This is a genomic window from Billgrantia tianxiuensis, assembly GCF_009834345.1.
GTDB lineage: Bacteria > Pseudomonadota > Gammaproteobacteria > Pseudomonadales > Halomonadaceae > Halomonas > Halomonas tianxiuensis.
This window is the reverse complement of record NZ_CP035042.1, coordinates 1-26,888: the sequence shown is the minus strand read 5'-3', so window position 1 is coordinate 26,888 and position 26,888 is coordinate 1. Positions and strand designations below refer to the sequence as shown.

23 protein-coding genes and 1 other RNA gene are annotated in these 26,888 nt (G+C 64.7%); 10 read left to right on the top strand and 14 right to left on the bottom strand.

Annotated features, from left to right (window positions below):
• Positions 1 to 107 precede the first annotated feature (107 nt).
• From EKK97_RS00115 to EKK97_RS00105, 3 genes are all read left to right on the top strand, one after another.
• On the top strand, positions 108 to 428 hold the full coding sequence (locus tag EKK97_RS00115; RefSeq protein WP_159547811.1) for a cell division protein ZapA: 321 nt from the start codon (positions 108 to 110) through the stop codon (positions 426 to 428).
• A gap of 36 nt (positions 429 to 464) precedes the next feature.
• Positions 465 to 649, top strand: a non-coding RNA gene (ssrS, locus tag EKK97_RS00110) — 6S RNA.
• 9 nt (positions 650 to 658) lie between these two features.
• The gene (locus EKK97_RS00105; RefSeq protein ID WP_159547810.1) at positions 659 to 1,288 is read left to right on the top strand and encodes a 5-formyltetrahydrofolate cyclo-ligase; all 630 of its coding nucleotides are present in this window, start codon (positions 659 to 661) and stop codon (positions 1,286 to 1,288) included.
• 364 nt (positions 1,289 to 1,652) lie between these two features.
• Here EKK97_RS00105 and ilvA read toward each other — a convergent pair whose 3' ends face one another.
• The gene (ilvA, locus tag EKK97_RS00100; RefSeq protein WP_159547809.1) at positions 1,653 to 3,167 is read right to left on the bottom strand and encodes a threonine ammonia-lyase, biosynthetic; all 1,515 of its coding nucleotides are present in this window, start codon (positions 3,165 to 3,167) and stop codon (positions 1,653 to 1,655) included.
• Between the two features lie 167 nt (positions 3,168 to 3,334).
• On the opposite strand from ilvA, the gene rpiA reads away from it, so the two are divergent.
• A complete protein-coding gene (gene rpiA / locus EKK97_RS00095; protein WP_159547808.1) occupies positions 3,335 to 4,009 on the top strand; it encodes a ribose-5-phosphate isomerase RpiA in 675 nt (224 codons plus the stop codon).
• 25 nt (positions 4,010 to 4,034) lie between these two features.
• On the opposite strand, the gene waaA is transcribed toward rpiA, so the two are convergent.
• The 3 genes from waaA to EKK97_RS00080 are packed head-to-tail and all read right to left on the bottom strand — an operon-like array spanning position 4,035 to position 7,859.
• Complete coding sequence (waaA, locus tag EKK97_RS00090) at positions 4,035 to 5,339, bottom strand: lipid IV(A) 3-deoxy-D-manno-octulosonic acid transferase (protein ID WP_159547807.1); 1,305 nt, start codon at positions 5,337 to 5,339, stop codon at positions 4,035 to 4,037.
• Positions 5,339 to 6,769: a bifunctional D-glycero-beta-D-manno-heptose-7-phosphate kinase/D-glycero-beta-D-manno-heptose 1-phosphate adenylyltransferase HldE gene (gene hldE / locus EKK97_RS00085; protein ID WP_159547806.1), complete on the bottom strand. Its 1,431-nt coding sequence runs from the start codon at positions 6,767 to 6,769 to the stop codon at positions 5,339 to 5,341. The genes waaA and hldE overlap by 1 nt, the downstream gene beginning before the upstream one ends.
• Entirely contained in the window at positions 6,759 to 7,859 is a 1,101-nt protein-coding gene (locus tag EKK97_RS00080) for a glycosyltransferase family 9 protein (RefSeq protein WP_159547805.1), read from the bottom strand. The genes hldE and EKK97_RS00080 overlap by 11 nt, the downstream gene beginning before the upstream one ends.
• A gap of 34 nt (positions 7,860 to 7,893) precedes the next feature.
• Here EKK97_RS00080 and EKK97_RS00075 point away from each other — a divergent pair, with 34 nt between their 5' ends.
• On the top strand, positions 7,894 to 8,568 hold the full coding sequence (locus EKK97_RS00075) for a 3-deoxy-D-manno-octulosonic acid kinase (RefSeq protein ID WP_422673585.1): 675 nt from the start codon (positions 7,894 to 7,896) through the stop codon (positions 8,566 to 8,568).
• On the opposite strand, the gene EKK97_RS24095 is transcribed toward EKK97_RS00075, so the two are convergent.
• Genes EKK97_RS24095 through EKK97_RS00065 form a run of 3 tightly spaced genes read right to left on the bottom strand, consistent with a single transcriptional unit; the run spans position 8,544 to position 10,718 of the window.
• Positions 8,544 to 8,717 (bottom strand): hypothetical protein, encoded by a 174-nt coding sequence (locus tag EKK97_RS24095; RefSeq protein ID WP_236551331.1) that lies wholly within the window; start codon positions 8,715 to 8,717, stop codon positions 8,544 to 8,546. The two genes, EKK97_RS00075 and EKK97_RS24095, sit on opposite strands and share 25 nt — an antisense overlap.
• Complete coding sequence (locus EKK97_RS00070) at positions 8,671 to 9,585, bottom strand: glycosyltransferase family 9 protein (RefSeq protein WP_236551330.1); 915 nt, start codon at positions 9,583 to 9,585, stop codon at positions 8,671 to 8,673. Before EKK97_RS00070 ends, EKK97_RS24095 begins: the two co-directional genes overlap by 47 nt.
• Positions 9,582 to 10,718, bottom strand: coding sequence for a glycosyltransferase family 4 protein (locus EKK97_RS00065; protein WP_159547802.1), 1,137 nt, complete (start codon positions 10,716 to 10,718; stop codon positions 9,582 to 9,584). The genes EKK97_RS00070 and EKK97_RS00065 overlap by 4 nt, the downstream gene beginning before the upstream one ends.
• Before the next feature lie 41 nt (positions 10,719 to 10,759).
• On the opposite strand from EKK97_RS00065, the gene EKK97_RS00060 reads away from it, so the two are divergent.
• Positions 10,760 to 11,869, top strand: coding sequence for a glycosyltransferase family 9 protein (locus EKK97_RS00060; protein ID WP_159547800.1), 1,110 nt, complete (start codon positions 10,760 to 10,762; stop codon positions 11,867 to 11,869).
• Here EKK97_RS00060 and EKK97_RS00055 read toward each other — a convergent pair.
• Entirely contained in the window at positions 11,823 to 12,602 is a 780-nt protein-coding gene (locus EKK97_RS00055) for a glycosyltransferase family 2 protein (protein WP_159547798.1), read from the bottom strand. The two genes, EKK97_RS00060 and EKK97_RS00055, sit on opposite strands and share 47 nt — an antisense overlap.
• Positions 12,603 to 12,754: 152 nt before the next feature.
• Between EKK97_RS00055 and EKK97_RS00050 the strand changes: the two genes are divergently transcribed.
• The gene (locus EKK97_RS00050) at positions 12,755 to 14,542 is read left to right on the top strand and encodes a sulfatase-like hydrolase/transferase (RefSeq protein ID WP_340162908.1); all 1,788 of its coding nucleotides are present in this window, start codon (positions 12,755 to 12,757) and stop codon (positions 14,540 to 14,542) included.
• Here EKK97_RS00050 and waaF read toward each other — a convergent pair.
• Together waaF and rfaD are read right to left on the bottom strand one after the other, a co-directional pair.
• Complete coding sequence (gene waaF, locus EKK97_RS00045) at positions 14,440 to 15,486, bottom strand: lipopolysaccharide heptosyltransferase II (RefSeq protein ID WP_159547796.1); 1,047 nt, start codon at positions 15,484 to 15,486, stop codon at positions 14,440 to 14,442. The two genes, EKK97_RS00050 and waaF, sit on opposite strands and share 103 nt — an antisense overlap.
• Entirely contained in the window at positions 15,483 to 16,448 is a 966-nt protein-coding gene (gene rfaD / locus EKK97_RS00040) for an ADP-glyceromanno-heptose 6-epimerase (protein WP_159547794.1), read from the bottom strand. The genes waaF and rfaD overlap by 4 nt, the downstream gene beginning before the upstream one ends.
• 99 nt (positions 16,449 to 16,547) lie before the next feature.
• Between rfaD and glyQ the strand changes: the two genes are divergently transcribed.
• The 3 genes from glyQ to gmhB all read left to right on the top strand — a co-directional run bounded on the left by glyQ (position 16,548) and on the right by gmhB (position 20,390).
• Positions 16,548 to 17,564 (top strand): glycine--tRNA ligase subunit alpha, encoded by a 1,017-nt coding sequence (gene glyQ, locus EKK97_RS00035; protein ID WP_234287068.1) that lies wholly within the window; start codon positions 16,548 to 16,550, stop codon positions 17,562 to 17,564.
• A complete protein-coding gene (gene glyS / locus EKK97_RS00030; protein ID WP_159547792.1) occupies positions 17,564 to 19,630 on the top strand; it encodes a glycine--tRNA ligase subunit beta in 2,067 nt (688 codons plus the stop codon). The genes glyQ and glyS overlap by 1 nt, the downstream gene beginning before the upstream one ends.
• 205 nt (positions 19,631 to 19,835) lie before the next feature.
• Positions 19,836 to 20,390, top strand: a complete 555-nt coding sequence (gene gmhB / locus EKK97_RS00025; protein WP_159547790.1) for a D-glycero-beta-D-manno-heptose 1,7-bisphosphate 7-phosphatase — start codon at positions 19,836 to 19,838, stop codon at positions 20,388 to 20,390.
• 125 nt (positions 20,391 to 20,515) lie between these two features.
• Here the strand turns inward: gmhB and gyrB are convergent, their stop codons facing one another.
• The 4 genes from gyrB to dnaA all read right to left on the bottom strand — a co-directional run bounded on the left by gyrB (position 20,516) and on the right by dnaA (position 26,789).
• Positions 20,516 to 22,936, bottom strand: a complete 2,421-nt coding sequence (gene gyrB / locus EKK97_RS00020) for a DNA topoisomerase (ATP-hydrolyzing) subunit B (RefSeq protein ID WP_159547788.1) — start codon at positions 22,934 to 22,936, stop codon at positions 20,516 to 20,518.
• Between the two features lie 3 nt (positions 22,937 to 22,939).
• Positions 22,940 to 24,064 (bottom strand): DNA replication/repair protein RecF, encoded by a 1,125-nt coding sequence (recF, locus tag EKK97_RS00015; protein WP_159547786.1) that lies wholly within the window; start codon positions 24,062 to 24,064, stop codon positions 22,940 to 22,942.
• A gap of 81 nt (positions 24,065 to 24,145) precedes the next feature.
• Positions 24,146 to 25,249, bottom strand: a complete 1,104-nt coding sequence (gene dnaN, locus EKK97_RS00010; protein WP_159547784.1) for a DNA polymerase III subunit beta — start codon at positions 25,247 to 25,249, stop codon at positions 24,146 to 24,148.
• Between the two features lie 67 nt (positions 25,250 to 25,316).
• Positions 25,317 to 26,789 (bottom strand): chromosomal replication initiator protein DnaA, encoded by a 1,473-nt coding sequence (gene dnaA, locus EKK97_RS00005; RefSeq protein ID WP_159547782.1) that lies wholly within the window; start codon positions 26,787 to 26,789, stop codon positions 25,317 to 25,319.
• Positions 26,790 to 26,888 lie beyond the last annotated feature (99 nt).

Genomic DNA, 26,888 nt, shown 5'->3' with positions numbered 1-26,888 from the left:
CGTTGACCGTCTGCGAAGGGCTCTCTTATAGTGAGTGACTGAATTGATCCGTCTTGTTTCACCCGATGTTAACGCATCGGGTCGACAAGCCGACACCGGAGCCCGCCATGAGCGAAGACGCCTCTCGCCCCACCGCCCAGGTGACCCTACTGGGCCGGCACTACGTGTTCGCCTGCAATCCCGGCGAAGAGCGCAAGCTGGAGCGCGCCGCCCGCTACCTCGATCGCGCCATGCAAGGCATCCACTCCCAGAACAACCTGCTCGGCAACGAGCGCGTGGCGCTCATGGCAGCCCTGAACATCGCCCATGAGCTGCTGGAGGTGCTGGATACCCGCCGCCACGAGGAGCAGCAGCTCGGCCAACTCAGCGAGCGTCTGGAGCAAGCCACGGCGGGCGCCTCGCTGCGCAGCCGAACTTCCGCCGAATGACGTTGGACCCGCCTGCCAGCTCTGATACGATGAGGGTGTTCCCTGGGGTGTTGGCCAGTCGTTGAAGTCCCTCGAGCCTATGAGCAATACCCAGGGCGGCCATTAGCTAGCCGGACCCGTGTGCATGTCCGTGCGTCGGAAAGCCTGACGGTTCGGCTGCGGCCACCCACCTTGAACCAAGGGTTCAAGGGCCAGAACGACAGCGGCACTCTGGGGAACCCCACCGCATCATGAACGACCAGCACGACGCGCTTTCCTCTTCGACTTTCGCTTCCCGACGCCAGCTGCGTCAGGAGCTGCGCCACAGACGCCGAGCACTGAGCCCCCAGCAGCGACGCCAGGCCGATCGCGCACTGTGCGGCAGGCTGCGCCAGCTACCCGAGGTGCGCCGCGCCAGGCGCGTGGCACTCTACCTGCCCAACGATGGCGAGATCGATCCCCGTCCGCTGATTCCCTGGCTGACCCGCCGCGGAGTTCGCGTCTACCTGCCGGTCTTGAAACCGCTGTCGGAGAACAGCCTGTGGTTCGTCCACTACCATCCGGGCACGCCCATGCGGCGTAACCGCTTCGGCATACCGGAGCCTCATACCCGTCACGGCGCTCATCGTGCTCGTCGCCTGGCGGCCTGGGCCCTGGACCTGATCCTGCTGCCGCTGGTGGGCTTCGACGATCAAGGCCAGCGTATGGGCATGGGCGGCGGCTTCTACGACCGCAGCCTGGCCTTCACCCGGCGCCCCGGCCCGCGACCCACCCTGATCGGGCTGGCCCACGACTGCCAGCGGGTGGACCGCCTGCCCGTCGCCCCCTGGGACGTACCGCTGGATGCCATCGCCAGCGACGCACGGGTCGTGCGCCCCTGAGCGACGACGTGGCCGGCAATGAAAAAACCGGCCGAAGCAGGGCTCCGACCGGTTGCGAGATCATCTACTCATGGCACTGTCCGCCGACTCAGCCGCCTGTCAGCGCCTGGGCATAGCCGGTGACCACCACACCAATGCCAAACGCCAGCACCAGTGCCATGACCAGATCGGGCTTACGCTTCATTGTTACCTGCTCCCTGACGTTCCCGTGGTTGAAGAGCGTCGCAGTAGCCCACGACAGCGCCGACTATAGGGCTTGAGACGGTTTGATGACAACCGATTCAAACCGCGATTACAAAAAGAAACCCAAGCCAATTCGGCGCTTTGGCGTAAGTCAACGCTTACCTACCAGATCGTCGAGCATTCAGGCCATGAACAGGCGGTAGGCGTCGTTGTCCGACTCCTTCCAGTAGCGATAGCCGATCTCGTCGAAATGCTCCTCGACATGGGCACGATCGCCATTGGGCACCTGCATGCCGACCAGCACGCGGCCGAAGGCGGCGCCGTGGTTGCGATAGTGGAACAGCGAGATGTTCCAGTCCTGGGGCAGGTGGGTGAGGAAGTTCATCAGCGCGCCGGGGCGCTCGGGAAACTCGAAGCGATAGACTTCTTCGGCAAAGTGCTCCTTGGGACGGCCGCCGCCAAGGTGGCGAATGTGCAGCTTGGCCAGCTCGTTGTCGGTCAGGTCGACCACCGGATAGCCGGCCTCGCGCAGCTTGTCGATCACCGCCTGGCGATCCTCGCCACCCGGCTTGACCTGCACGCCGACGAAGATATGCGCCTCCTCGGGGTCGGCGTAGCGGTAGTTGAATTCGGTCACCATGCGCTTGCCGATGGTGCGGCAGAACTTCTTGAAGCTGCCGGGGCGCTCGGGAATGGTCACGGCCAGGATCGCCTCGCGCTGCTCGCCCAGTTCGGTGCGCTCGGCGATGTGCTGCAGGCGGTCGAAGTTGGTATTGGCCCCGGAGTTGATGCATAGCAGGGTCTGGCCCTCGACGCCGGTCTGCTGGATATACTTCTTGAGCCCGGCCAGGGATAGCGCACCCGAGGTCTCCGACACCGCGCGGGTATCGTCAAAGATATCCTTGACCGCTGCGCACATCTCGTCGGCGTTGACGGTGATGACGTCGTCGACCAGGTCGCGCACGACCTTGAACGGCACCTTGCCGATCTGCGCCACCGCCACGCCCTCGGCGAACACGCCGACCTGATCGAGAGTCACGCGCTTGCCGGCCGCAAGCGCCGCCTTGAGACAGGCGCTGTCCTCGGCCTCGACGCCGATCACCTTGATGTCGGGGCGCAGGTACTTGACGTAGGCCGCCACACCGGCGATCAGCCCGCCACCGCCCACCGGCACGAAGATCGCATCCAGCGGCCCGGTGTGCTGGCGCAGGATCTCCACGGCCACGGTGCCCTGGCCAGCAATGACATCGATGTCGTCGAAGGGAGGAATGTAGGTATAGCCGTGCTCGGCGATCAACTCTTGAGCATGCTCGGCGGCGGCGGCGAAGGCATCCCCCTTGAGCACCACCTTGGCCCCCCGGGCACGTACCGCCTGGACCTTGATCTCCGGCGTGATGCGCGGCATGACGATGACCGCCTTGACCCCCATCAGCTTGGCCGCCATAGCCAGCCCCTGGGCATGGTTGCCGGCCGAAGCGGCGATGACACCCTTGGCCTTCTGCTCCTCGGAGAGCTGCGCCATCTTGTTGTAGGCGCCACGAATCTTGAACGAGTAGACCGGCTGCAGATCCTCGCGCTTGATCAGGATCTGGTTGTTGAAGCGGCGTGACAGGAAGGGAGCCGGAGAGATTGGCGTTTCACGTGCGGCTTCGTAGACGTGAGCCTGGAGGATCTTCTTGACGGTGGCTTCGAGCATCCTGACGTTTCCAAGAGTGGCGCAGAGGGGCGGCAGCCTGTGCTGCACTGCAGAGAACCCCTATAGGTAGCATTTCCGCTACCTTGCCGTCCAGCGGACGCGTCGGCAGGAGGCGCAACGTGGCCTATAATGGCGCGGCACCCGCCATTCACTGATACGAGCAAGACATGACCCAGGACGAACTGAAGGACGCCGTGGCCGCCGCCGCCATTGCCGAGATCGAACCGCGGCTCGAGCGCGACACCATCCTTGGCATCGGCACCGGCTCCACCGCCAACCTGTTCATCGACCGCCTGGCGCGGCTACGCGACGACTTCAAGGGCGCCGTGGCCAGCTCCGAGGCCAGCGCCGAGCGTCTGCGCCGCCACGGTATCGAGGTGTTTGAACTCAACAGCGTGGGCACGGTGCCTTTCTACATCGACGGCGCAGACGAAGTGAACGCTCACTTGCACATGATCAAGGGCGGCGGCGCGGCACTCACCCGCGAGAAGATCGTGGCCGCCTGCGCCGAACGCTTCATCTGCATCGCCGACGCCTCGAAGCGCGTCGAGCGCCTGGGCGCCTTCCCGTTGCCGGTGGAGGTGATTCCCATGGCCCGCTCCTATGTCGCACGCGAGCTGGTCAAGCTGGGTGCCGACCCGGTCTATCGCGAGGGCGTGGTCACCGACAACGGCAACCAGATCATCGACTGCTTCGAGTTCATGATCGACGACCCGGTGGCCATGGAGGCACGCCTCAACGCCATCGTCGGGGTGGTCACCAACGGCCTGTTCGCCGCGCGCGGTGCCGACGTGCTGCTGCTGGGCACCGAGCAGGGCGTGGAGCGCCTTACTCCCGCCTGATCGCCGTCAGACGGTAAGTGGAGGCTTACTCACCGGGCAGCAGGCGTGCCAATCCGGCCAGAGTGAGCGCCAGCGCGCCGCGATTGGCCGCCACCACCGCCAGGCCGGCCTCGGCCAGGCGGTGGCGCTCGGCCTCGTCGAGGAACAGGGTAACGAGGGTATCGGCCAACATGGCGCTACCACTCACTTCGACCAGCGCGCCGCCCTGGCGCAGGGTCTCGGCCACGTCGACGAAGTTGGCCAGCTCGGGGCCGGTCAGTACCGGCACGCCCATCGCGGCCGGCTCGAGCAGGTTGTGTCCTCCCACCGGCACCAGGCTGCCGCCGACGAAGGCCAGGTCGGCAGCGCCGTACAGGGTGAGCAGCTCGCCCATGGTATCGCCCAGATACACCGCGGTACGCCCATCCGGCCATTCGCCGCGGGCACGCCGCGCCAACGTCATTCCGCGCTCCTGGACGAGCTCGGCCACCGCCTCGAAGCGCTGAGGATGGCGCGGCACCAGGATCAACAGGGCATTGGGATAGTGCTGACGAAGGCGGGCATGGGCTTCAAGCAGTTGCTCGTCTTCGCCGGGGTGGGTCGAACCGGCCACCCAGACGGGGCGTGAGCCAAGGCGCGTGCACAGCAGCTTGCTGGCCTCGCTCGTCGCAGCGTCCGGCGTCAGGTCGTACTTGAGCGACCCTACCACGTCGATACGCGTCGTCGGCATGCCCAGCGCACGGAAGCGCTCGGCGTCGCCGCGGGACTTGGCGGCCAGCCAGTCGAGCTGGGCCAGGGCCGACGCCATCAAGGGCCGCAGGCGGCGGTAGCTGCGAAAAGCACGCGGCGATAGGCGGCCGTTGACCACCGCCGTGGGCACACCGCGGCGGCGGCATGCCGTCAGCAGGTTAGGCCAGATTTCGGTCTCGAAGAAGATGGCAAGTTCGGGCTCCAGCCGCGCGACGAAGCGCCGCGCGGTGCCAGGGAAGTCGAGCGGCAGGAAGCGATGCCCAATGCGTTCAGGCTCCCCGGCCCGGCGCATTGCCTCCACTAGAGCCTGTACCCGTTCGGCGCCGGTGGCGGTCATGGTGGTGATCACCAGGCGGCGACTCGGGTAGTGCGCCAGCAGCGCCTCCACCAGCGGGCGGGCGGCCTGTACTTCGCCCACCGAGGCGCAGTGCAGCCATATACGGGGCGTCCCGGCCGGCTGGCGCGGTATCAGCCCCAGCCGCTCACGCCGCTGGTTGGTGAGCGCATGCTCACGCCAGACCCGCCTCCAGATCAGCGGCGAGAGCAGATAGAGCGCCGCCGAGTAGAGCCAGCGAGGCCAGCGGCTAGGGGGCCTGGGCATCAGCTCTCGCGATCGAGAATAGTAGCGATCATGGCCGTAGTGGAGACGCCGTCCTCGAAGCCCAGCACCTTCACTTCACCCCCGGCGGCGCGCACCGCATCGCCACCGGCGATCTCGTCGACACGGTAATCTCCACCCTTGACCAGCACGTCGGGCAATACCGCCTCGATCAGGCGCTGCGGAGTGTCTTCGCTGAACGGCACCACCCAGTCCACCGCACCGAGGCCGGCCAGCACTTGCATGCGCCGGGCGAGTGGATTGATCGGGCGCTTGGGTCCCTTGAGCCGGGCGATGGAGGCATCGTCGTTGACCGCTACCACCAGCCGGTCGCCGAGCTGCCGGGCGTGCTCCAGGTAGGCTACGTGACCGGCATGCAGGATGTCGAAGCAGCCGTTGGTCATCACCACCCGTTCGCCCCGCAGTTGGGCGGCGCGCACCGCCTCGATCAGCGGCGCCTCCTCGATGACGCCGAACTCGGCCAGCTTGTCGCCATGCACCGCCGTGTAGAGTTCGGCGATGGAGAGCGTCGCGGTACCAGGCTTGGCCACCACCAGGCCGGCCGCCAGGTTGGCCAGGGTCATCGCCTCGGGGAAACCATGGCCGGCCGCCAGCGCCAGCCCCAGCACGCCAATCACGGTATCGCCGGCGCCGGTGACGTCGAACACCTCGCGCGCCCGGGTCGGCAGGTGCAGCGGCTCGTGATCGCCACGAATCAGGGTCATGCCCCGCTCGCTGCGGGTAATCAGCAGCGCCTCTAACTCGAGTTCGGCACACAGTGCCGCTCCCTTGGCGGCTAGCTCATCGTCATCGCGGCAGTGGCCGACCACCGCCTCGAATTCGGCCAGGTTGGGCGTGATCACGCTGGCGCCGCGATACTTGGTGAAGTCGTTGCCCTTGGGGTCGATCAACACCCGCTTGCCCGCACCGCGCACCAGTGCGATCAGCTCCTCGACCCGATTGAGGGTACCCTTGCCGTAATCGGAGAGAATCACCAGGTTGCAGTCGGGAAGCCCCTGCTCGACCCGTGCCAACAGCCCATGGGTATCGAGTTCGCCCAGGCCGTCCTCGAAGTCGAGCCGGATCAATTGCTGGTTGCGGCTCATCACCCGCAGCTTGGTGATGGTGGGAATGCCGGAGCTGCTCTCGAAGTAGGTGTCGACGCCAGCAGCCTCCATGCGCTCGACCAGCCGGCGGGCGTTGTCGTCGTCTCCGACCATGCCGCTGAGCGCGGCGTGGGCGCCCAGTGAGGCGATGTTGAGCGCCACGTTGGCCGCTCCACCGGGGCGGTCCTCACACTCGTCCACCCTCACCACCGGCACCGGGGCTTCCGGGGAAATACGCGAGGTGGCGCCATGCCAATAACGGTCGAGCATCACGTCGCCCACCACCAGCACGTGCGCCTGCTCCAGCGCGGTCAGGTCAAGCTTCATCGGGTCGTTCCTCTTCCTTGCGGTCATCGTCCGAACGCATCAACAGCGCATCGAGCTGCTGGACGACGTCGTCGATGCGAATTAGTGACATGGCATCAGGGTGGCGCACGCGCTGTCCCCAGGTGATCCCGTCTAGCTCGCGATGCATGTAGGTCCGCACGGCGTCAGGGTAGCGGTTGACCACGAAATCGCGCCATAGATAGGGGGCCGCGCGATCCGGATTGGTCGTGGCAAACAGGCCCACCACCGGCGTGCCCATGGCATTGGCCATGTGCACCGGTCCGGAGTCGGGAGCGATCACCACCCGGGCACGGCCGATCAGGGCCAGCAGCCCCTTGAGCGAAGTGGCGCCGATGGCATCGATTACCGCCTCCGGACGTGACAATGCGGCGATGCGCGCGCCCATTTCACGCTCCTGGGTACTGCCACCGCCGGTGAGCACGGTCTTGAGGCCGTACTGCGCCCAGGCATGCTCGATGACGGCAGCGTAGCCTTCGGCCGACCAGTTGCGGAAATTGCGCAGCCGAGGGTTGGCGCAAGGGCTCATCAGCAGATAGGCCGCGGCACCGGTCAGTGCTGCGGCCTCCTCGAAGGCCGCTTCAGGCACCGGCAGGTCCCATGTCAGCGAGAGATCCTCCACTCCCAGCAGGCGGGCAAAGTCGAGGAACGACTCCAGCACATGGGCACGTGGGTGCGGCGCCAGCTGGCGATGAGTGAACCAGTGCTGGGCATCCTTGGCGCGCGCCTTGTCGTAGCCCACCCTCACGTCGGCCTTGAGCCCCAGCGAGAGCACGCTGGCGCGCAGCGCCTGCTGCATGTGCAACAGCACGTCGAAGCGGGTATCGCCGAGTTCACGCCACAGCCGGCGCATGCCGGCAAGCCCCGAGGCCTTGTCGTAGACGACGAACTCGACCCCCGAGAGGCCGGCCAGTAGACTGTGTTCCGCCTTGCCGATGATCCAGGTGATGCGAGCGTCGGGCCACTGGCGCTGCAGCGCGCGTACGGTGGGTACCAGATTGCACACGTCGCCGAGGGCGGAGAGTCGCAGCACGGCGATATGGCGCGGTTGGGCAGGCAGAGGATGCTTCATGCACTTGGCAACATGTCGAACGGGAAAGGTTTTCATTCTATATGATGCGGACAGTGTATGTGACGCCGAGTCGGCGCCACAAATCGGACCCGCACTGTTCGAACCCGACCACTGGCACCGCGCAGGGGGGGTAATCGGTGCTGCTCCCGGCCGCGGCAGCAGCCTGTTTCTCGATGTTGGAGGCGAACAGTGGGTGCTGCGCCGCTATCGCCGCGGCGGGCTGGTCGCCAAGGTGAGCGAGAGCCGCTATCTGTGGACGGGGCTGGAGCGCACCCGTGCCTTTCGCGAGCTTCGTCTCACCGCCCACCTCCACGCCCAAGACCTGCCGGTACCACGGCCGGTGGCGGCCGGCGTCACCCGCCATGGGCCGACCTACACGGCGGCACTGATCACCGTGCGCATTCCCGGCGCCCGCACCCTGACCGAGTACCTGGAAGGCATCGAGCCATCGCTGCTCGAACGGGTCGGGGCCACCGTGCGGCGTTTTCACGATGCCGGCCTCGACCACGTCGATCTCAATGCACGCAACCTGCTTGTCGATGCTGCCGGCACCGTCTGGCTGATCGATCTCGACCGCTGCCGGCTGCGCGCCCCCGGCCCGTGGCGCGAGGCCAACCTCGAACGCCTCGCACGCTCGCTGGCCAAATTCGGCGGCGCCGAGCATATGGCGGCGATCCGCCGCGGTTACGCTTCCGAAGAGGCCGGCTGACGCGCCTTGCCACGCTCGGGGTAGAGGCGCTCGAGCAGCTCTTCCAAGCCCTGCAATATGTCCATCCTGCCCGGCACCTGGCCATCGCGGTGGAAGACCGCCTCATGACAGTCCTCGTAGCGCGGCCAGTAGCGGAACGGCACGGTCATGAAGAAGATGCCAGCGTCGGTGTATGGGTGGCCAGCGCCAGGTTGCGCACCCCCGTATCGCCTGACACCAGCGCGCTGGAAGCCGCCATCCAGGAAGCCAGTCGCTCCAGATCCATGCGCGCCTGGATCTCCACGTTCGCGTGCCGAGCGGCAACATCGGACAGGAATTCTCCCGACTCCTCGGGCTTGTGCCCTCGAGCAGGACATGGCGATAATCGGGAAACTCGACTGCCGCCTGCTCGATCAGCTGGCACCATGAATCCTGCGAGAGCGACTTCTCGGCCACCGCAGCATAGGGGAAGTAAACGACGCGTGGCTTCGCCAGGACACGCTGATGGCGTGGCATGGCGAACTCCAGCGGGTATTGCGGCTTGTGGCCCATGATCTTGAGGAAATCGAGCAGCACCTCGGCCTCGTAGTGAAAGTCGGAGCGCAGGATGCCGACATCGAACAGGAGACGATTGAGTTCGCGCCGATAGGGGAAGCCAAGCTTGACCCGTGCCGGAGTGAGCAGGGTCTGCAGACGCGAGCGGGCCGTATCGGCCAGATCGAAGAGCACGTCTACCTCGCGGTGCTGGCGCAGCGAATGCCACTGCTCGCGCAGCGACCCTCGCGAATTCAGCACGTGTACCTCGTCGACCAGATCGTCGGGCACGGCATACTGGTACTTACTGACGGTGCTCAAGGTGATGTGGGCCTGTGGAAACAGGCGCCTGAGTTCAACGAGGAACGGGCGCGTCGCCATCATGTCCCCGAAGGCGCATTGACGGATCACCAGGATTCGGCGCACCCGATCGACATGCAGCTGCGACAGCCACTTGCGGCCGCGACTGTTGAGATAGCCGCCCTTTTCGATCCAGGCTTTCATGGCTTCGACTCCTTCCCTGCATATTCGCTGATCAAGGCTTTAACGTGTGTCGTCACATCGAAATGAAGTGCGGCCCTGGCGCAGGCAGCCTGGCCCAACCGCTGCCGCAATGCTGCGTCCTGCCCCAGCTCCGCCATGGCTTCGGCCCAGGCCACCGGGTCGTGCGGCGCCGCCAGGCGCCCGCAACCGGCCTCCAGCAGCTCGGGAATCGCCCCGCTGTCGGCACCGACGATCGCCTTGCCGGCGGCCATGGCTTCGACCACGGTAAGGCCGAAGGCCTCGTTGCGCGATGGCACGCAGACGATGTCCAGCGCTTCGAAGAGGCGCGGTAGATCGGGGCGGAAGCCAGTGAAGGTCACGTGCTCCACTAGCCCCAGCTCGGCCACCCGCGTACGCAACTGTGCCACATAAGCCTCATCGCTGCCCTCACGAGCCGTCAGGCCGCCGATCAGCACGCCGTGCCAGCTCAGGGAGGGGGCGCGCTCACGCAGCCGGGCAAGGCCCTCCAGCCATACCGCGTGCCCCTTGCCATCGGTCAAGCGGCCCGGCAGGCCAATCGCCACCTGGCCAACGGCCACGCCCAGTTCCTCGCGCAACGCTTCGCGCGCTACCGCGTCCAACTGCGGCGCATAGGGCGACAGGTCGATGCCCAGGTAGAGGCGCCGGATACGCTCGGGCGGCAGCGGAAAGGCCGCCAGGTTGCGCTTCAGCGTCGCCTCGCTGATGGCGAAGAGCCTTGTGATTTGGCCATAGGCCCAGCGATGGTAGAGGTCCTTCTTCGGCCGGGTGACCCCCATGTGATCGGTGAAGAACAGCCTGAGCGTCGGCCGCAGGGTCGCCAGCAGCGCTCCCAGGCGCAGGTCGCTGGACTTGTGGCAGTGCAACACCTCGATCCCGTGGCGTCGAAGGTAGGCCAATATGCGCCCCACCTGCAGCAAGGCCCGCCCCCGGGAAAGTACCGTCAGCGGCTCGATGCCAGCCGCCGCCAGGCTCTCGGCGACCCGCGAGCCGGCCAGCGCCAGACCATGGGCCTCCCACCCCTGACGTTGCAGCTCGGGTATAATCCGCGCAGGATACATTTCGAGACCGCCCCAGCCATCCGAGAGGCAGATGTGCATGACCTTGTACGACAAGGCTGTCTCCTTCGTCGGTCAACCGGGGCTCGGGAGCCCAGATGACGTCTTCTTCCAGCGTGGCCGGTCGCCACGCAACGGATCAGCCGCCGCACATCCTGGTGGTGCGCAACGACAAACTCGGCGATTTCATGCTCGCCTGGCCGGCGCTCGCCTGCCTCAAGGCCGCCGCCCCGGAGGCGAAGATCAGCGCCCTGGTGCCGGCCTACACGGCACCGCTGGCCCAGCAGTGCCCGTGGATCGACGCGACCATCATCGACCCCGGTGACGGCGCCGGGAAGGCGGCACAGCGCAAGCTGCTGGACCGGCTCCGCGACGAGCGCTTCACGGCCATGCTGACGCTGTTCTCCACCCCACGCGTCGGCTGGCTGGGCTGGCGCGCCGGCATTCCACGCCGCGTGGCGCCCGCCACCAAGTGGGCGCAGCTATTCTACAATCATCGTATCGTCCAGCGCAGGTCGCGCTCGGCCAAGCCGGAGTACCTGTACAATATCGAGCTCGCCGAGGCCCTGCTCAAAGCCGCAGGACGCACCCCAGCTCCCCGCCCAACCCCACCTTTCTGGCCGCTGCCTCCCGGCACGGCAACCGCCCGGCGCGAGTCGATCGCCGCCGAGCTGGCCCTCGATACGCGCGCTCCCTGGCTGTTTCTGCATGCCGGCAGCGGCGGCTCGGCGGTCAATCTGACCCCGACCCAGTACGCCGAGCTGGCAATGGCCGTCGATTCGCGCCTTGCCGACCAGGACCTCCACCCGCAGTGGCTGCTCACGGCCGGCCCCGGGGAGGAGCCGATCGCGCGGGAACTATGCGACTCGCTCGGCGCCAGGGGACTCCAAGCCGTAGTGCTGCCGCCGCGCCAAGGCCTCGCCGACTTCGCTCTGGCGCTTACCGCCGCCGACCTGTTCATTGCCGGCTCCACGGGACCGCTGCATATCGCCGGCTGCCTGAACCTTCCCACGGCGGGCTTCTACCCGGCACGGCGTTCGGCCACGGCGCTGCGCTGGCAGACCTGCAACGACGAGTCGCGCCGACTCGCCTTCAGCCCTCCCCAAGAGGCCGGCGAAAGCGACATGGCAGCCATCGATCTCGAGGCCGCCGCTGCCGGGATCAGTGCCCTGGTGCATCGTCGGGTGGCGGCGACGTCCGAGTCCTGATCCATAGGTCGGCATACTTGGCGAAGGTGGAGTGTGCCGAAAGCAACGCCAGCAACAAGCCCTGGCGACCATCGAGGAAGCCCGCACGCAGCAGGTACATGCGCAGGAAACAGCCCAGGCCGTGTACGAGCCCGGCCGAGAGACTGCCCTGCTTGCCACGCGCGGCGCGCTGCTCGGCCCAGGCCTGGGCGTAGTGGGCCGATTTCTCAAGGTAATGGCGCAGGTCGCGATAGGTATAGTGCAACAAGTCACCCTCGAGCGCCTTGACCGGTAACCCGTCCGGGTTCTGCAGTTTTTCGTGGACCAGGGCGTTATCGTAGCCCGCCTTGCCCCGGGGGTAGAGGCGCGCTACTCGGTCGGGATACCAGCCGGAGTGGCGAATGAAATCGCCGAAGCACCAGGAGAGGCGCGGCAGCGTGTGAATCGCCGGCTCGCCCCGGGCCACGGCGGCCTGGATGCTGTCGCGCAGCTCGGGCGTCACCCGCTCGTCGGCATCGACCATCAGGATCCAGTCGCTCTCGACCATGGCCTCGGCACGCTGACGCTGCACACCGAAGCCCTGCCAGTCGGCATTCACCATCACCTTGCCAGTGAACTCGCGGGCAATGTCACAGGTCGTATCGACGCTACCGGCATCCAGCACCACGATCTCGTCGGCCCAGCGTAGCGTTTCCAGGCAGGCGCGCAGGTGGTGGGCCTCGTTCTTGACGATCAGTACGGCAGCCAGGCTCATCGGCCACTCCTCGTCGGTTCGCGGCTGGCCAGTGTACTGTTGCAGCCATGAGAGCGGCAAACCGGCGGGTTGCCCATCGATCTGACGATTCGTGGTACAAGTCGGGAGCGGCTTGTAAGCTGGGAGTCGAATTCAATGGAAGAATCCGCCACATGACGTTTCCGTCCACACTTCTCGAGCTGGCCCGCCCACGCTGGCTGTCGCTGCTGGTCATCGGGCTGTGTCTTGGCTATGCCATCATCGTGCTCACCCGGGTGCCCCAGTGGGGACTGCCCTTCCTGGCGCTGGCCTGGATAGGACTGGGCATCGTCTTTCACTGGGGAGCGCCAGGCTCGGCATCGTATGCCTCCTCATCACGCCGGTGGCCTTGGGCACTGCTGCCCATCGCACTGTGGGGGCTCTACCTCTATCTCGCCGAGAGCTTCGGCATCGTCGATCTGAGTGCCGTGTTCTTCCACCTGCAGGCCGGCATGGCGGATCATGGCGGCGTCAGCCGAATCGGGGCAGCGTTTTTCTATACGCTGTCGATGGCCGCCCTGCTGGCTTCCTTCACCTGGCTGGTGCGCCACGATCATCGTTGGCGCCGCGGCGAGCCACTGCTCGCCCTGGTGCTGCTAGCAAGCAATCCCCTGCTGTATGGCGTGGGCCAGCGTGGCGCCGCCATCGTTACCAAGCCCGGGGCCTGGCTCGAACGCCAGTACGTCGAGCCGATACTGCTCGAGACGCCCAGGGAGCCGCCCAACCTGCTGTTGATGTACCTGGAGAGCATCGAGCGTACCTACGCCGATCGCGAGCGATTCGGCGAGGCCTATGCCGACCTGGATGCCATCGGCGAGCATGGCCTGGTCATAGAGGGTATCCGTCAGGTCGACAACACCGGCTGGACCATGGCGGGAATGATCGCCAGCCAGTGCGGCACTCCACTGATGCCGGCCGGGCTGCTGCATGACCGGCAGTTTTCGCCGCTGGAGAAAGTGGTACCCGGCGTCGACTGCCTCGGCGACCTGCTGTCGGAGCAGGGCTACCGGCTCACCTACATGGGCGGAGCAAGCGTCAATTTTGCCGGCAAGGGACTGTTCTATCAGGGGCACGGTTTCGATACCGTACTCGGTCGCGAAGAGCTGCAGCCTTTGCTCGACGACCCCGAGTACGTCAACAACTGGGGGCTCTACGATGATTCACTCTACGAGTTCAGCCTGGAGGAATTGCGTCGCCTCAACGCCGGGAACGGCCCCTGGGGCCTGGTCAGCCTGACGATCGCGGGGCACGCCCCTCACGGCTATCCCGCTCAGGCCTGCCTCGACCGCCAGGGCGAATTCGACGGCACCGACATCCTCTACTCGGTGGAGTGCTCGGCCTGGCTGGCGCGGGACTTCCTCGAGCGGGCCAGCGCCGAAGGCCTGCTCGACAATACCGTGGTGGTCATCGCCAGCGATCACCTGACCATGCGGGTCTCGGCCTGGGAACAGCTTATCCAGGGCGAGCGCGACAACACCTTCATCCTGCTGGGCCCCGGCATCCCCCAGGGGCGCCAGCAGCGCGAAGCCGCCATGGTCGATGCGTTCCCCACCATTCTCGAGGCAATGGGCTTCACCATCGACTGGCATCGCGCCGGCCTTGGGGTTTCGCTGCTCTCCGACGAGCCGACCCTACTCGAGGAGCACGGCAAGGAGTTCTTCAACGCCCGCATGCGTGAGGAGATCGCGTTGCAGGAGCGTCTCTGGGAGGGCTGGCGCCGCCGCGCCAGGATCCCGAGCCGGAGCCCCAGGAACAGGTCGTGGAAACACCCGAGGATGCCACTGGCGAGGAGCCCGCCACGGTACAGTAGGTCGCCGACTCAGCCGCGCGTGAATGCCGCTGGAGAAGCGGCCAGTACGGCGGCCAGCACGCGCTGGGGCGAGAGCTGCACCAGGCAGTTGGTATGTCCCAGCGGGCAGTGACGTTCGAAGCAGGGCGAACAATCCAGGCCTAGATAGTGAATCACGGCGCTGTCGGTCAACGGCGGTGTATAGCCCGGCGAGGACGAGCCGTAGAGCGCATGGACGCGAGTGCCCACCGCGGCGGCCACGTGCATCAGGCCGGAGTCGTTGGTTACCACCTGCTGGCAGTCGGCCAGCAGGTCGACCGCATCGGCCAGGCGCGTCTGGCCGCACAGGTTATGCACCTGAGGCAGCCCTTCGGCAATCGTCTCCCCGGCAGCGACATCCTTGGGTCCGCCCAGCACGCGTATTTCGAAACCTTCGGCCACCAGGCGCTCGGCCAGCTCGCGAAAATGCCCTAGCGGCCACTGCTTGGCCGGGCCGTATTCGGCGCCGGGCATCATGCCGATGGCCGGACGAGAAGTCAGTCCCAGGCGGATGCGCAGCTCTATCAGGTTGTCGGCATCGACCCTCAGCTGCGGGCGGGGAATGGCAAACTCTCCACCTCGCACCTCTTCCGCCGCCAGGCCCAGCGCCACGAAGCGCTTGACGGTCTGGTCCAGCACCGTCTTGTCGAGTTCGCGCCGATCGTTGATCACGCCATAGCGCTGCTCGCCGGTGAACCCCGTACGTCGGGGTATACGGGCCAGGAACGGCACCAGTGCCGACTTCCACGAGCGCGGCAACACGATGGCCCTGTCGAAGCGCCCCCGCAGCTGTCGCGCCAGGGCGCGCCGGGTTCCCCAGCCAAACTCACCGTGACCGACATCGAGGGTCGACACCTCGTCGACCTCCTCCATGCGTTCGAGGATTGGCTGCGACCAACCTGGCGCCACGACACCGATGCGACACTCGGGCTGGCGCTGTTTCAGGCTCTTGAACAGGCTCTGCGCCATGACCATGTCGCCGACCCAGGAAGGGCCGACGACCAGAATGCGAGATGTCGGCGTTGCCGCCTGCCTCATCCCTGCGCCCCGTTCAGCCACTCGAGATACGCCTTCACGCCTTCGGCAACGGTGCGGAACTCGCGCGCGTAGCCCGCCTCGCGCAGGCGCGAGATGTCCGCCCGGGTATAACTCTGGTAGCGCCCCTTGAGCTCCTCGGGAAAGTCGATGTACTCGATGCGACCGCGGCCGTAGAAATCGATGACCGCCTCGCCGATGGCCTTGAACGGCTCGGCCCGGCCGGAGCCGAGGTTGAAGATGCCCGATTTGCCGGGGTTGTCGAGGAACCACAGGTTGACGTCCACCACGTCGCCCACATAGACGAAGTCGCGACTCTGCATGCCTGCCTCATAGCCGTCCCAGGCACCGAACAGCCGGAGGTCCTGGCCTGCCCTGACCTGGGTGTGGTTGTGGTAGGCGACGCTCGACATCTTGCCCTTGTGCTGCTCGCGCGGGCCGTAGACGTTGAAGTAGCGGAAACCCACCACCTGGCTGGAAAACTCGTCCCAGTGTTGACGCACGTGCTGGTCGAACAACAGCTTGGAGTAGCCGTAAACGTTCAACGGCTTTTCGTACTCAGGCTCCTCGCGGAACACCTGGCTGCCGCCGTAGGTTGCCGCCGAGGAAGCATAGAGGAAGGGAATGCCCTGCTGCTGGCAGTAGTGGAGCAGCACCTTGGAGTACTCGAAGTTGTTGTCGAGCATGAAGCGACCGTCCCACTCGGTGGTGTCCGAGCAGGCACCTTCGTGGAAGATCGCTTCGATCGGCGGCAAGCGGGAAGGCTCGCCGCGCAGCGCTGCCTCGATTCGCGCACGGAAGTCGTCCTTGTCGAGATAGTCGCCCAGGGTGCAGTCCACCAGGTTGACGAACTTGGTGCCGTCGCGCAGGTCATCGACGACCAGCACGTCATCCCGCCCGCGCTCGTTGAGTGCCTTGACCAGATTCGAGCCGATGAAGCCGGCGCCACCTGTCACTACGATCATTGTGAACCTCGCTGAGGCGCAACCGTTGCGCCTATAACCGATGTGCCTGTGATTGTATACTTGACGCCCTGTGAATTCATGGCCAACGGTGCTTCCGCAATGACTCCCTCGTCAAACCCGTCGCAGACGCTCTCGACACCTTCGTCGACCTCGGCTCCAGGGTCGACGCCAGACGCGACCACTTTCCAGGGCCTGATACTCGCCCTGCAACAGTACTGGGCCGAACAAGGCTGCGTGGTGCTCCAACCTCTGGACATGGAGGTCGGGGCCGGCACCTTTCACCCAGCCACTTTCCTGCGCTCCATCGGCCCGGAAACCTGGAATGCCGCCTACGTGCAGCCCTCCCGTCGCCCCACCGATGGCCGCTACGGCGAAAACCCCAACCGTCTGCAGCACTACTATCAGTTCCAGGTCGTCATGAAGCCCTCCCCGGCCGACCTGCAGGAGCGCTTTCTCGGCTCGCTGGTACGGCTGGGCATCGACCCGCTGGTGCATGACATTCGCTTCGTCGAGGACAACTGGGAGTCGCCGACCCTGGGCGCCTGGGGCCTGGGCTGGGAGGTGTGGCTCAACGGCATGGAGGTGACGCAGTTCACCTATTTCCAGCAGGCCGGCGGCCTGGAGTGTTACCCGGTCACCGGCGAGCTCACCTACGGTCTCGAACGCATCGCCATGTACCTGCAGAACGTCGACAGCGTTTACGACCTGGTATGGACCACCGCCCCGGACGGCACCAAGGTCACCTACGGCGACGTCTATCTGCAGAACGAGCGTGAACAGTCAGCGTACAACTTCGAGCACGCCGACGTGCCCACCCTGTTCGACGCCTTCGATCATCAGGAGCGTGAGTGCGCCAAGCTGCTCGAAGCCGGCCTGCCACTGCCGGCTTACGAGCAGGTGCTCAAGGCGTCACACACCTTCAACCTGCTCGATGCGCGCCACGCCATCTCGGTGACCGAACGTCAGCGCTTCATTCTGCGCGTGCGCACCATGGCCCGTGACGTGGCCCATGCCTACTACGCCTCACGCAAGGCAGCCGGCTTCCCGCTGGCCCCCGAAGCCCTGCGCCAGGAACTGCTGGCCCAGGACAAGACCGCCGAACAGGGAGATGCGTAATGGCCGCCAACACTTTCTTGATTGAACTAGGCGTCGAGGAACTGCCGCCAAGCGCCATTGACGCGCTCTCGGACGCGTTGGCCGAGGGCATTCGCCGTGGCCTGGACGATGCCGAAGTTGCCTTCAGCGACATCCGCGCCTATGCCACCCCGCGCCGCCTGGCAGTACAGGTCACCGAGCTGGCCGACAAGCAGCCGGACCGCGAAGTGGAGCGCCGCGGGCCGGCCCTCGCCGCCGCCTACAAGGATGGCCAGCCGACCAAGGCCGCCGAAGGCTTTGCCCGCTCTTGTGGCGTCGAAGTGGCCGACCTGATCCACCTGGAAACCGACAAGGGCACCTGGCTCGGCTATCGCGAGCAGCAGCGTGGCGAAGCCACCACTGCGCTGCTCCCCGCCATTGTCGGCAAGGCGATCTCTGCCCTACCGGTGCCCAAGAACATGCGCTGGGGCGCCTCCCGAGTCGAGTTCTCGCGACCGGTGCACTGGCTGGTGATGCTCTACGGCAGCGAGGTGGTCGAGGCCGAAGCACTGGGACTCAAGGCCGGTCGCACCACTCGCGGCCATCGTTTCCACGCCCCCGAGCCCCTCGATCTGGCTCACGCCGACGACTATCTCGGCGCTCTCGAGCAGGCCTGGGTCTTGGCCGACCGCGAGCTGCGCCGTGAGCGTATTCGCGAACAAGTGCTGGCCGAAGCGGAGGTACAGGAGGCCCAGGCCGTCATCGACGAGGCATTGCTCACGGAGGTGAGCGGTCTGGTCGAATGGCCGGTGGCACTCACCGGCAGCTTCGATGAGCGCTTCCTCGAGGTGCCTTCGGAGTGTCTCATCTCCTCGATGAAGGCCAACCAGAAGTACTTCCACCTGCTCGACGAGCAGGGTCGGCTCAAGCCACAGTTCATTACCATCTCGAACATTGACAGCCAGGACCCCCAACGGGTCATCGAGGGTAACGAGAAAGTCATTCGTCCGCGCCTGGCCGACGCTGCCTTTTTCTTCGATACCGACCGCAAGCAGCCGTTGGCCGCGCGCATCGGTGGCCTGGCCAACGTGGTGTTCCAACAGCAGCTCGGCACCCTGGCCGACAAGGCGCACCGCAGCGCCGCCGTGGCCGCCTTTATTGCCGGACGTATCGGCGGCGATGTGGCCAAGGCTCGCCGTGCCGCCGAACTCGCCAAGTGCGATCTCGTCACCGAGATGGTGCTCGAGTTCCCCGAACTGCAGGGCATCATGGGACGTTACTACGCCACCCATGACGGCGAGCCCGCCGAAGTGGCCCAGGCCCTTGAGGAGCAGTACCTGCCGCGCTTCGCTGCCGATGAGATCCCGGTTAGCCCTACCGGTCAGGCCTTGGCGCTCGCCGACCGTCTGGACACCCTGACGGGCATCTTCGGTATCGGCCAGCGGCCCAGCGGCACCAAGGACCCGTTCGCCCTGCGTCGTGCCGCCATCGGTGTGCTCAACATCATGATCAAGGGCGAGCTCGACCTCGACCTGCGCGAGCTGCTCGAACTGGCCGCCGCGCAGCATCAGGAGCTGCCCTATGCGGAGAACCTGGTCGAGGAAGTGCTCAGCTACATGCTTGATCGCTTCCGCGCCTGGGGACAGGACGAAGGCATCCCCGCCGAGGTCTACCTGGCGGTGCGGGCCCGCCCGGTAACCAAGCCGCTGGACTTCTCACGCCGTCTGCGAGCCGTGCATGCCTTCACTCAGCGCGAGGAAGCCGCTGCACTGGCAGCCGCCAACAAGCGGGTCTCCAACATCCTGGCCAAGCAGGCCGATGAGGTCGGCAGCCAGATCGATGCCAGCCAGCTGCAGGAAGCCGCCGAGCGGACCCTGTTCGATGCCGTCTCGTCGAGCCGCGAGCGCGTCATGCCACTGTTCGCCGAGGGACGCTATCGCGAAGCGCTGGACATTCTTGCAGGACTGCGCGCTCCGGTGGATGGCTTCTTCGATGATGTCATGGTCATGGCCGACGACGATGCCATTCGTCGCAACCGCCTGGCATTGCTGGCCCAGCTCCAAGGCCTGTTCCTCGAAGTTGCCGATATCGCCCTGCTGCAGCAGTAAAGCGCTTGGGTACCCACCGGCCGAGGCATTTGCCCGGCCGGTTTTTTATTGCCACTCATGACGTTTCACGTGGAACGCATCATCGCCAGAAGACAGCGCTTCCGATGTCCTGCTCCCGATGCACTGTGCCAATGACTTGGCATGACGTGTTTCACGTGAAACACTTCCTCCTTCTTCTCCAACCCCTTAGCTTTTGGTACGCAACATGCCCGATGCCTCCAGGCTCGTCATCCTCGACAGGGACGGCGTCATCAATCGAGACTCCGACGCCTACATCAAGTCACTGGACGAGTGGATCCCCTACCCCTCCTCGATCGAAGCCATTGCACGCCTGGCGCGTGCCGGCTGGACGGTGGCCGTTGCCACCAACCAGTCCGGCATTTCCCGCGGCTACTACGATGAAGCAACGCTGGAAACGATGCATGCCGAGCTCGAAAGACTGGTTGGCGATGCAGGAGGAAAGATTGCATATATTGCTTACTGCCCGCATGGACCCGATGACGGCTGCTCATGTCGCAAGCCTCTACCAGGCTTGCTTGAGGAAATTCGTGCCGCCTTGGGACTGCAGAGCCTCGCGGGCAGCTGGATGGTAGGCGATAGCCTGCGCGACCTTCAGGCCGGCGAGCCCATGGGCTGCCGCCCGGTACTGGTCAGAACCGGCAAGGGGAACAAGACCGAAGCCAAGGGAGTGGGCCTGGAGGGTGCGTTGATCTTCGACGACCTGGCCGGCTTCGTCGACTGGTTGCTCGGGAGTCGCTGAGCGATTGATTGCGTGGCCGGGCTGGCTGTTTCGCAGCAGACCTCGTGCAGCAAAAAGAAAGGGCCAGTTCAATTGAACTGGCCCTTTCTTTTGACGCGGTGTTTCACGTGAAACACCGCAGCGACTCAGACGTCCAGGTTGGCTACCAGCGCATTGCTCTCGATGAAGGCGCGGCGCGGCTCGACCTCGTCGCCCATCAGCGTGTTGAACATCATGTCGGCGGCCACCGCGTCCTCGATCGAAACCCGTAGCAGGCGGCGAGTCTCGGGATCCATAGTGGTTTCCCACAGCTGGTCCGGGTTCATCTCGCCCAGCCCCTTGTAGCGCTGCACCGAAAGCCCCCGCTGTGCTTCGGCCATCAGCCACTCGAGAGCCTGGTAGAAAGTGGTGACGTTCTTCTTGCGCTCGCCGCGGGCGATGTAGGCACCCTCCTCAAGCAAGCCTTCCAGCGTTTCTCCCAGCGCAGCCATGGCGCGGTAGTCGGCGCTGGTGAAGAAGTCGATCCCCCAGACGTAGTCGGAGCTGACGCCATGTGCCGTGAGCGTCACTGCCGGCAGGAAGAGTTCGCGCTCGCTGTCCTCCTCCAGGCGGAAGGTATAGCGAGGTCCGCCCTCGTAAGCGACCAAGGCGTCCATCTGCTCCTGCAGATAGGCGATCCAGTTCTGCATGGTGACGCGATCCTTCAGGCTCGCTTCACCCTCGAGGCGTGCCGCATGCACGACCTTGCGCAGGACTTCGTTGGGATACACCCGCGAGAGTCGGTCGATGCGCTTCATCACATCGCGGTACTGCCCCACCAGCGCCTCGAGCTGTGCGCCGGTGACGGGCGGAGCATCCGGATTGACGTAGAGCCTGGCGCCGTCCATTGCCGTGGTCGTCAGGTAGTCGATCAGTGCCTGTTCGTCCTTGAGGTAGGTCTCCTGCTTGCCACGCTTGATCTTGTAGAGCGGCGGCTGGGCAATGAACACGTGCCCACGTTCGATCAGCTGCGACATCTGGCGGAAGAAGAAGGTCAGCAACAGCGTGCGGATGTGAGAACCGTCGACGTCCGCATCGGTCATGATGATAATCGAGTGATAACGCAGCTTGTCGGGATTGAACTCCTCGCGGCCAATGCCACAGCCCAGCGCCGTGATCAGCGTTCCCACCTCGGCGGACGACAGCATCTTGTCGAAGCGAGCCTTCTCGACGTTGAGGATCTTGCCCTTTAGCGGCAGGATTGCCTGGGTACGACGGTCACGGCCCTGCTTGGCGCTACCTCCGGCCGAATCACCCTCGACCAGGAACAGCTCGGAGAGGCTCGGGTCCTTCTCCTGACAGTCAGCCAACTTTCCGGGCAGGCCAGCGATGTCCAGCGCTCCCTTGCGGCGCGTCATGTCGCGCGCCTTGCGCGCCGCCTCACGCGCACGGGCCGCGTCGAGCATCTTGTTGACGATCGACTTGGCGTCGTTGGGATTCTCGATCAGATAGTCCGAGAACAAGCGACCCATCTCTTGTTCTACCGCGGTCTTGACCTCGGAAGAGACCAGCTTGTCCTTGGTCTGCGAGGAGAACTTGGGATCCGGCACCTTGACCGAGATAATCGCCGTCAGGCCCTCGCGGGCATCGTCACCCGACGTGGCCACCTTGGACTTCTTCAGCAGCCCTTCGGATTCGATGTAGCCGTTCAAGGTGCGGGTCAGCGCCGCACGGAAGCCTGCCAGGTGGGTACCGCCGTCACGCTGCGGTATGTTGTTGGTATAACAGAAGATATTCTCGGAGAACGAGTCGCTCCACTGCATCGCCACTTCGACGACCACACCATCCTCACGCTCGGCTTCGAAGTGAAACACAGGGTTGAGCACGGTCTTGTTGCTGTTGAGGTGGTTGACGAAAGCCCTGAGCCCGCCCTCGTAGTGAAACAGTTCCTCCTTGCCGCTACGCTCGTCGACAAGACGAATCGCCACGCCGGAGTTGAGAAACGAGAGTTCGCGCAGCCGCTTGGCCAGGATATCGTAGTGGAACTCGATATTGGCGAAGGTATTGGCAGAGGGTTTGAAATGTACCCGAGTGCCGGTCTTTTCCGTCTTGCCGACTACGCTGAGCGGTGCCTGGGGCACGCCGTGGTGGTAGACCTGCTCATGAACCTGTCCGGCCCGCCAGATCGTCAGCTTGAGCTCCTCGGAAAGTGCGTTGACCACTGACACACCGACGCCATGCAGTCCGCCCGACACCTTGTAGGAGTTGTCGTCGAACTTACCGCCGGCGTGCAGCACCGTCATGATGACTTCCGCCGCCGACACGCCCTCTTCCTCGTGGATGTCGGTAGGCACGCCGCGACCGTTGTCACTGACGGTGATGGACTCGTCCGGGTGAATGATGACGCGGATTTCGCTGCAGTATCCCGCCAAGGCTTCATCGATGGAGTTGTCCACCAGCTCGAACACCATGTGGTGAAGGCCTGTCCCGTCATCGGTATCGCCGATATACATGCCGGGACGCTTGCGCACGGCATCCAGTCCCTTGAGAACCTTGATGCTCGATGAGTCGTAAGCCTGCTCGCTCATTGACTACTCCGTCATGAAATCTATCTGTGCCTGGGGCACTAGCTGCCCGGTTCCAGCTGGCGACTGTTTCACGTGAAACATCGCGACTGGCATGTGGGACTCCCAGGGGCCCACCAGGGCATCGTGTTCGACACTTGTGATGAAAGCCTGGCAACGCATCGATTCCAGCAGCCGGCAAAAAACACGCCGATGCTTAGCGTCGAGTTCGGCCGGCAGGTCATCGACCAGATAAAGACAGCTGCGGCCGGTCATCCGTTCCAGCAGTCTTCCTTGCGCTAGCTTGAGCGCGCTTACCACGAGCTTTTGCTGGCCCCGGGAAAGCACCTCGATGGCAGGGCGTCGACCCAGCCGAATTCGCAGGTCGGCGCGCTGCGGACCGTTCTGGGTAAATCCCATCTGGCGATCCGTCATGCGCCCCTGCTCGAGTACGTCGAGCAGTGAACGCTGCTTGTCCCAGCCTCGGGAGTAACGCAAGCTCAGCGCAGGCAGCTCAATCAACCTGCTCAGCGTTTCCTCGAAGACGGGAACGAAATGGGCCATCCATTCCAGCCGCAGGGCATCGATTCGCTCGCCCCATTGGGCCAGCTCCTGCTCCCAGGCGGCCATGCTATTGGCGTCTATTCTATCATGTCTGAGGAGTGCATTCCGATGCTTCAGCGCACGTTTGGCGCGCCGCCAGGCATCGTAGAAGCCGTGTTTCACGTGAAACACTCCCCAATCGAGAAATTCGCGCCGGCCGGCAGGTGTCCCCTCGAGCAGCCGAAAGGCATCGGGGTTGACCAGTTGCAGCGGCAATGCCTCGATCAGTTGCGCCAGGCGCGGTACTCGTTCACCACCCATGCGCATCTCAAGCTCGGCCGCCTCGCGTGACCGACGTATGCCGATAGGCATGGGAGTTTCCCCGGCCAAGCGGGCAAAAAGCGTCATCTCCGGGGCCTCGTGGGAAATGACGTGTTTCAGCTGCCGGGTGCGGAAGGAGCGTCCCATACCGAGGATGTGTAGCCCCTCGAGGAGGCTGGTCTTGCCGCTGCCGTTGGGCCCCACGACCAGGTTGATGCCAGGGCTCGGCGTCAGGTCGAGCGCCTCGAGGTTCCTCAGGCCGGTAAAAGCGAGGCGATCGATCAGCATGAAGCACTATGCAACGTACGACCGAGCCCGACTGTATCGCACGACAGCCGGGCACGGTGAGAAATGAGGTCCCCGGATACTTCAGAGACGCATGGGCATGACGACATACAGGGCATCGCCCCCGCCGGGCTCTTCCATCAAGGCGCTGCTGTTCGAATCGGCAAGCGTCATCTGCACCCGATCCTCGCCAATAACATTAAGCACATCAATGAGATAGCCGACATTAAAGCCTATCTCGAGGGCCTCCCCGCCATACTCGACCGCCACGTTCTCCTCGGCCTCTTCCTGCTCGGGGTTGTTGGCCATGACCTGAAGGTTACCCTCCTGAAGGTGCAGCCGAACGCCACGATACTTCTCGTTGGAGAGAATAGAGGTCCGTGAGAGCACCTGGCGCAGCTCGGTGCGATCAGCGATGAATACCTTGTCGCCACCACGCGGCACCACGCGCTCGTAGTCGGGGAATTTTCCGTCGACCAGCTTCGAGGTGAAGGTGAAATCGCCGGTATGGGCACGTACGTGGCTGGCACTCAGCGTCAGCGTCACCGGCTCGTCGCTATCGTCGAGCAGACGCACCAGCTCGAGCACGCCCTTGCGTGGCACGATGAGCTTGCGTGCCGGCTCGACCTGGATCTCGGCAGGGCGCGAGCAGACGGCGAGGCGATGGCCGTCGGTCGCAACGGTGCGCACCAGGTTGGAACGCAGCTCGAGCAGCATACCGTTGAGGTAATAGCGCACGTCCTGCTGGGCCATGGCAAAGGAGGTGGAGTCGATCAGGTGCTTGAGCGTTCCACGCGGCAGGCTGAGTTCGACATCGCCAGCGCTGTCCTCGATATTGGGGAACTCGGCAACCGGCAGGGTCGACAGAGTGAAGCGGGAACGACCGCTACGCAGCACGGCACGCCCTTCCTCCAAACTGAACTGAAGTTCGGCCTGGTCGGGCAGCGATTTACAGATGTCCATCAGCTTGCGGGCAGGCACGGTGACGGCACCTGGCACCTCGACCTGAGAGGCGGCCGTGCGACCGATCAGTTCGACTTCGAGGTCGGTGCCGGTCAGGGCCACCTGATCCTGATCGACCTGGATCAGCACGTTGGACAGCACCGGCAGGGTCTGGCGCCGCTCCACCACGCCAGCCACCAGTGCCAGCGGCCGGAGCAGCGCTTCTCGGGTAATGGAAAATCTCATGTCGGCTCCACGTCTCGTCCTGTAGATGGATGTCGGGCGTTGGGTCTGGCGTCCCGGTGAGCATGCGTCAGCTGGTCAGCAGTCGCAGCAGGTTCTTGTAATCCTCACGGATATCGGCACTTTCTTCTTGCAGCGCCTGAACCTTGCGACAGGCATGCAGCACCGTGGTGTGATCACGCCCGCCGAAGGCATCGCCGATTTCCGGCAGGCTATGGTTGGTCAATTCCTTGGCCAGTGCCATGGCCACCTGCCGTGGCCGTGCCACCGAGCGCGAGCGCCGCTTGGAGAGCAGGTCGGCCAGCTTGATCTTGTAGTACTCAGCAACGGTGCGCTGGATATTGTCGACGCCCACCTGCTTGTCCTGCAGCGCCAGCAGGTCCTTCAGCGACTCGCGGATGAAGTCCTGGGTGATCGGCTTGCCCATGAAGTGGGAGTCGGCGATGACTTTCTTCAGCGCCCCTTCGAGTTCGCGCACGTTGGAGCGGATCTTCTGGGCAATGAAGAAGGCGGCATCGTGCGGCAGATCCACCTTGGCCTGGTCCGCCTTCTTCATCAGGATGGCGACCCGGGTTTCCAGTTCGGGCGGTTCGATGGCCACGGTCAGCCCCCAGCCGAAGCGCGACTTGAGACGCTCCTCGACACCGCTGATCTCCTTGGGGTAGCGGTCCGAGGTGAGGATCATCTGCTGGCCACCCTCGAGCAGGGCATTGAAAGTATGGAAGAACTCCTCCTGGGAGCGCTCCTTGCCGGCAAAGAACTGGATGTCGTCGATCAGCAGCGCATCGACACTGCGGTAGAAGCGCTTGAAGTCGTTGATGGCGTTGAGCTGCAACGCCTTGACCATGTCCGCCACGAAGCGCTCGGAATGCAGGTAGACGACACGAGCGTTCTCGCGCCGAGCCGCCAGGGCGTTGCCCACGGCGTGCATCAGGTGAGTCTTGCCCAGGCCGACGCCACCATAGAGAAAGAGCGGGTTATAGGCGCCGCCGGGGTTCTCGGAAACCTGTCGCGAGGCGGCCCGAGCCAACTGGTTGGACTTGCCCTCGACGAAGGTTTCGAAGGTGAAGCTGGGGTTGAGGCCACTGCTGTGCTTCAAACTGCCTTCGACTTGCACCTCACGTTCCGCGCCGGAGCGGCGTGACGTGGCCCCCTCCTCGCGCAGTTGGTCAATTTCGCGCTCGTCACCGATATCGCCACGCGGTGGCACCTGAACCGCCGGCGCCAAGGGCGAGTGGGGGTTGGCCGAGACAGGAGCCCCCAAGTCGCGCGGCTGCGGCTTGACTGTCGCCGCCTGGCGGCTGCCCACGGTCAGCACCACACGCGGCGGCTTGGCAGGTGACAGATCCCTGAGCAGCTCGTTGATACGCTTGGCATACTTGTCGCCAACCCAGTCGCGAACGAAGCGATTGGGCGCCAGCAGACGCAGCTCGTTGGCGTCCCCCTCCTCGGCTTGGAGCGGACGAATCCAAGTATTGAACTGCTGGGCGTTCAGCTCGTCCTGCAGGTATTCCAGACACTGTTGCCAGAGAGCTAGAGACACTCGACCTCACCATACCCGTTGATGCATGACCGGCCATTGTATCCTTCGGCCGGCGGGTTATCCACATGCCAGGCAATGCCGAACGCTCCTGTGGAAAAC

What these genes read in the sequence shown, in the direction of transcription:
- EKK97_RS00070 (WP_236551330.1), bottom strand. Translation starts at nt 9,585, where the DNA reads ATGAAAGCCTGGATCGAAAAGGGCGGCTATCTCAACAGTCGCGGCCGC.
- glyS (WP_159547792.1), top strand. Translation starts at nt 17,564, where the DNA reads ATGGCCGCCAACACTTTCTTGATTGAACTAGGCGTCGAGGAACTGCCG.
- waaF (WP_159547796.1), bottom strand. Translation starts at nt 15,486, where the DNA reads ATGAGGCAGGCGGCAACGCCGACATCTCGCATTCTGGTCGTCGGCCCT.
- EKK97_RS00080 (WP_159547805.1), bottom strand. Translation starts at nt 7,859, where the DNA reads ATGAAGCATCCTCTGCCTGCCCAACCGCGCCATATCGCCGTGCTGCGA.
- EKK97_RS00105 (WP_159547810.1), top strand. Translation starts at nt 659, where the DNA reads ATGAACGACCAGCACGACGCGCTTTCCTCTTCGACTTTCGCTTCCCGA.
- gyrB (WP_159547788.1), bottom strand. Translation starts at nt 22,936, where the DNA reads ATGAGCGAGCAGGCTTACGACTCATCGAGCATCAAGGTTCTCAAGGGA.
- EKK97_RS00060 (WP_159547800.1), top strand. Translation starts at nt 10,760, where the DNA reads ATGACGTCTTCTTCCAGCGTGGCCGGTCGCCACGCAACGGATCAGCCG.
- hldE (WP_159547806.1), bottom strand. Translation starts at nt 6,769, where the DNA reads ATGAAGCTTGACCTGACCGCGCTGGAGCAGGCGCACGTGCTGGTGGTG.
- EKK97_RS00050 (WP_340162908.1), top strand. Translation starts at nt 12,755, where the DNA reads ATGACGTTTCCGTCCACACTTCTCGAGCTGGCCCGCCCACGCTGGCTG.
- rfaD (WP_159547794.1), bottom strand. Translation starts at nt 16,448, where the DNA reads ATGATCGTAGTGACAGGTGGCGCCGGCTTCATCGGCTCGAATCTGGTC.
- rpiA (WP_159547808.1), top strand. Translation starts at nt 3,335, where the DNA reads ATGACCCAGGACGAACTGAAGGACGCCGTGGCCGCCGCCGCCATTGCC.
- EKK97_RS00055 (WP_159547798.1), bottom strand. Translation starts at nt 12,602, where the DNA reads ATGAGCCTGGCTGCCGTACTGATCGTCAAGAACGAGGCCCACCACCTG.
- ilvA (WP_159547809.1), bottom strand. Translation starts at nt 3,167, where the DNA reads ATGCTCGAAGCCACCGTCAAGAAGATCCTCCAGGCTCACGTCTACGAA.
- EKK97_RS24095 (WP_236551331.1), bottom strand. Translation starts at nt 8,717, where the DNA reads ATGACCGTGCCGTTCCGCTACTGGCCGCGCTACGAGGACTGTCATGAG.
- recF (WP_159547786.1), bottom strand. Translation starts at nt 24,064, where the DNA reads ATGCTGATCGATCGCCTCGCTTTTACCGGCCTGAGGAACCTCGAGGCG.
- glyQ (WP_234287068.1), top strand. Translation starts at nt 16,548, where the DNA reads ATGACTCCCTCGTCAAACCCGTCGCAGACGCTCTCGACACCTTCGTCG.
- gmhB (WP_159547790.1), top strand. Translation starts at nt 19,836, where the DNA reads ATGCCCGATGCCTCCAGGCTCGTCATCCTCGACAGGGACGGCGTCATC.
- dnaN (WP_159547784.1), bottom strand. Translation starts at nt 25,249, where the DNA reads ATGAGATTTTCCATTACCCGAGAAGCGCTGCTCCGGCCGCTGGCACTG.
- waaA (WP_159547807.1), bottom strand. Translation starts at nt 5,339, where the DNA reads ATGCCCAGGCCCCCTAGCCGCTGGCCTCGCTGGCTCTACTCGGCGGCG.
- EKK97_RS00115 (WP_159547811.1), top strand. Translation starts at nt 108, where the DNA reads ATGAGCGAAGACGCCTCTCGCCCCACCGCCCAGGTGACCCTACTGGGC.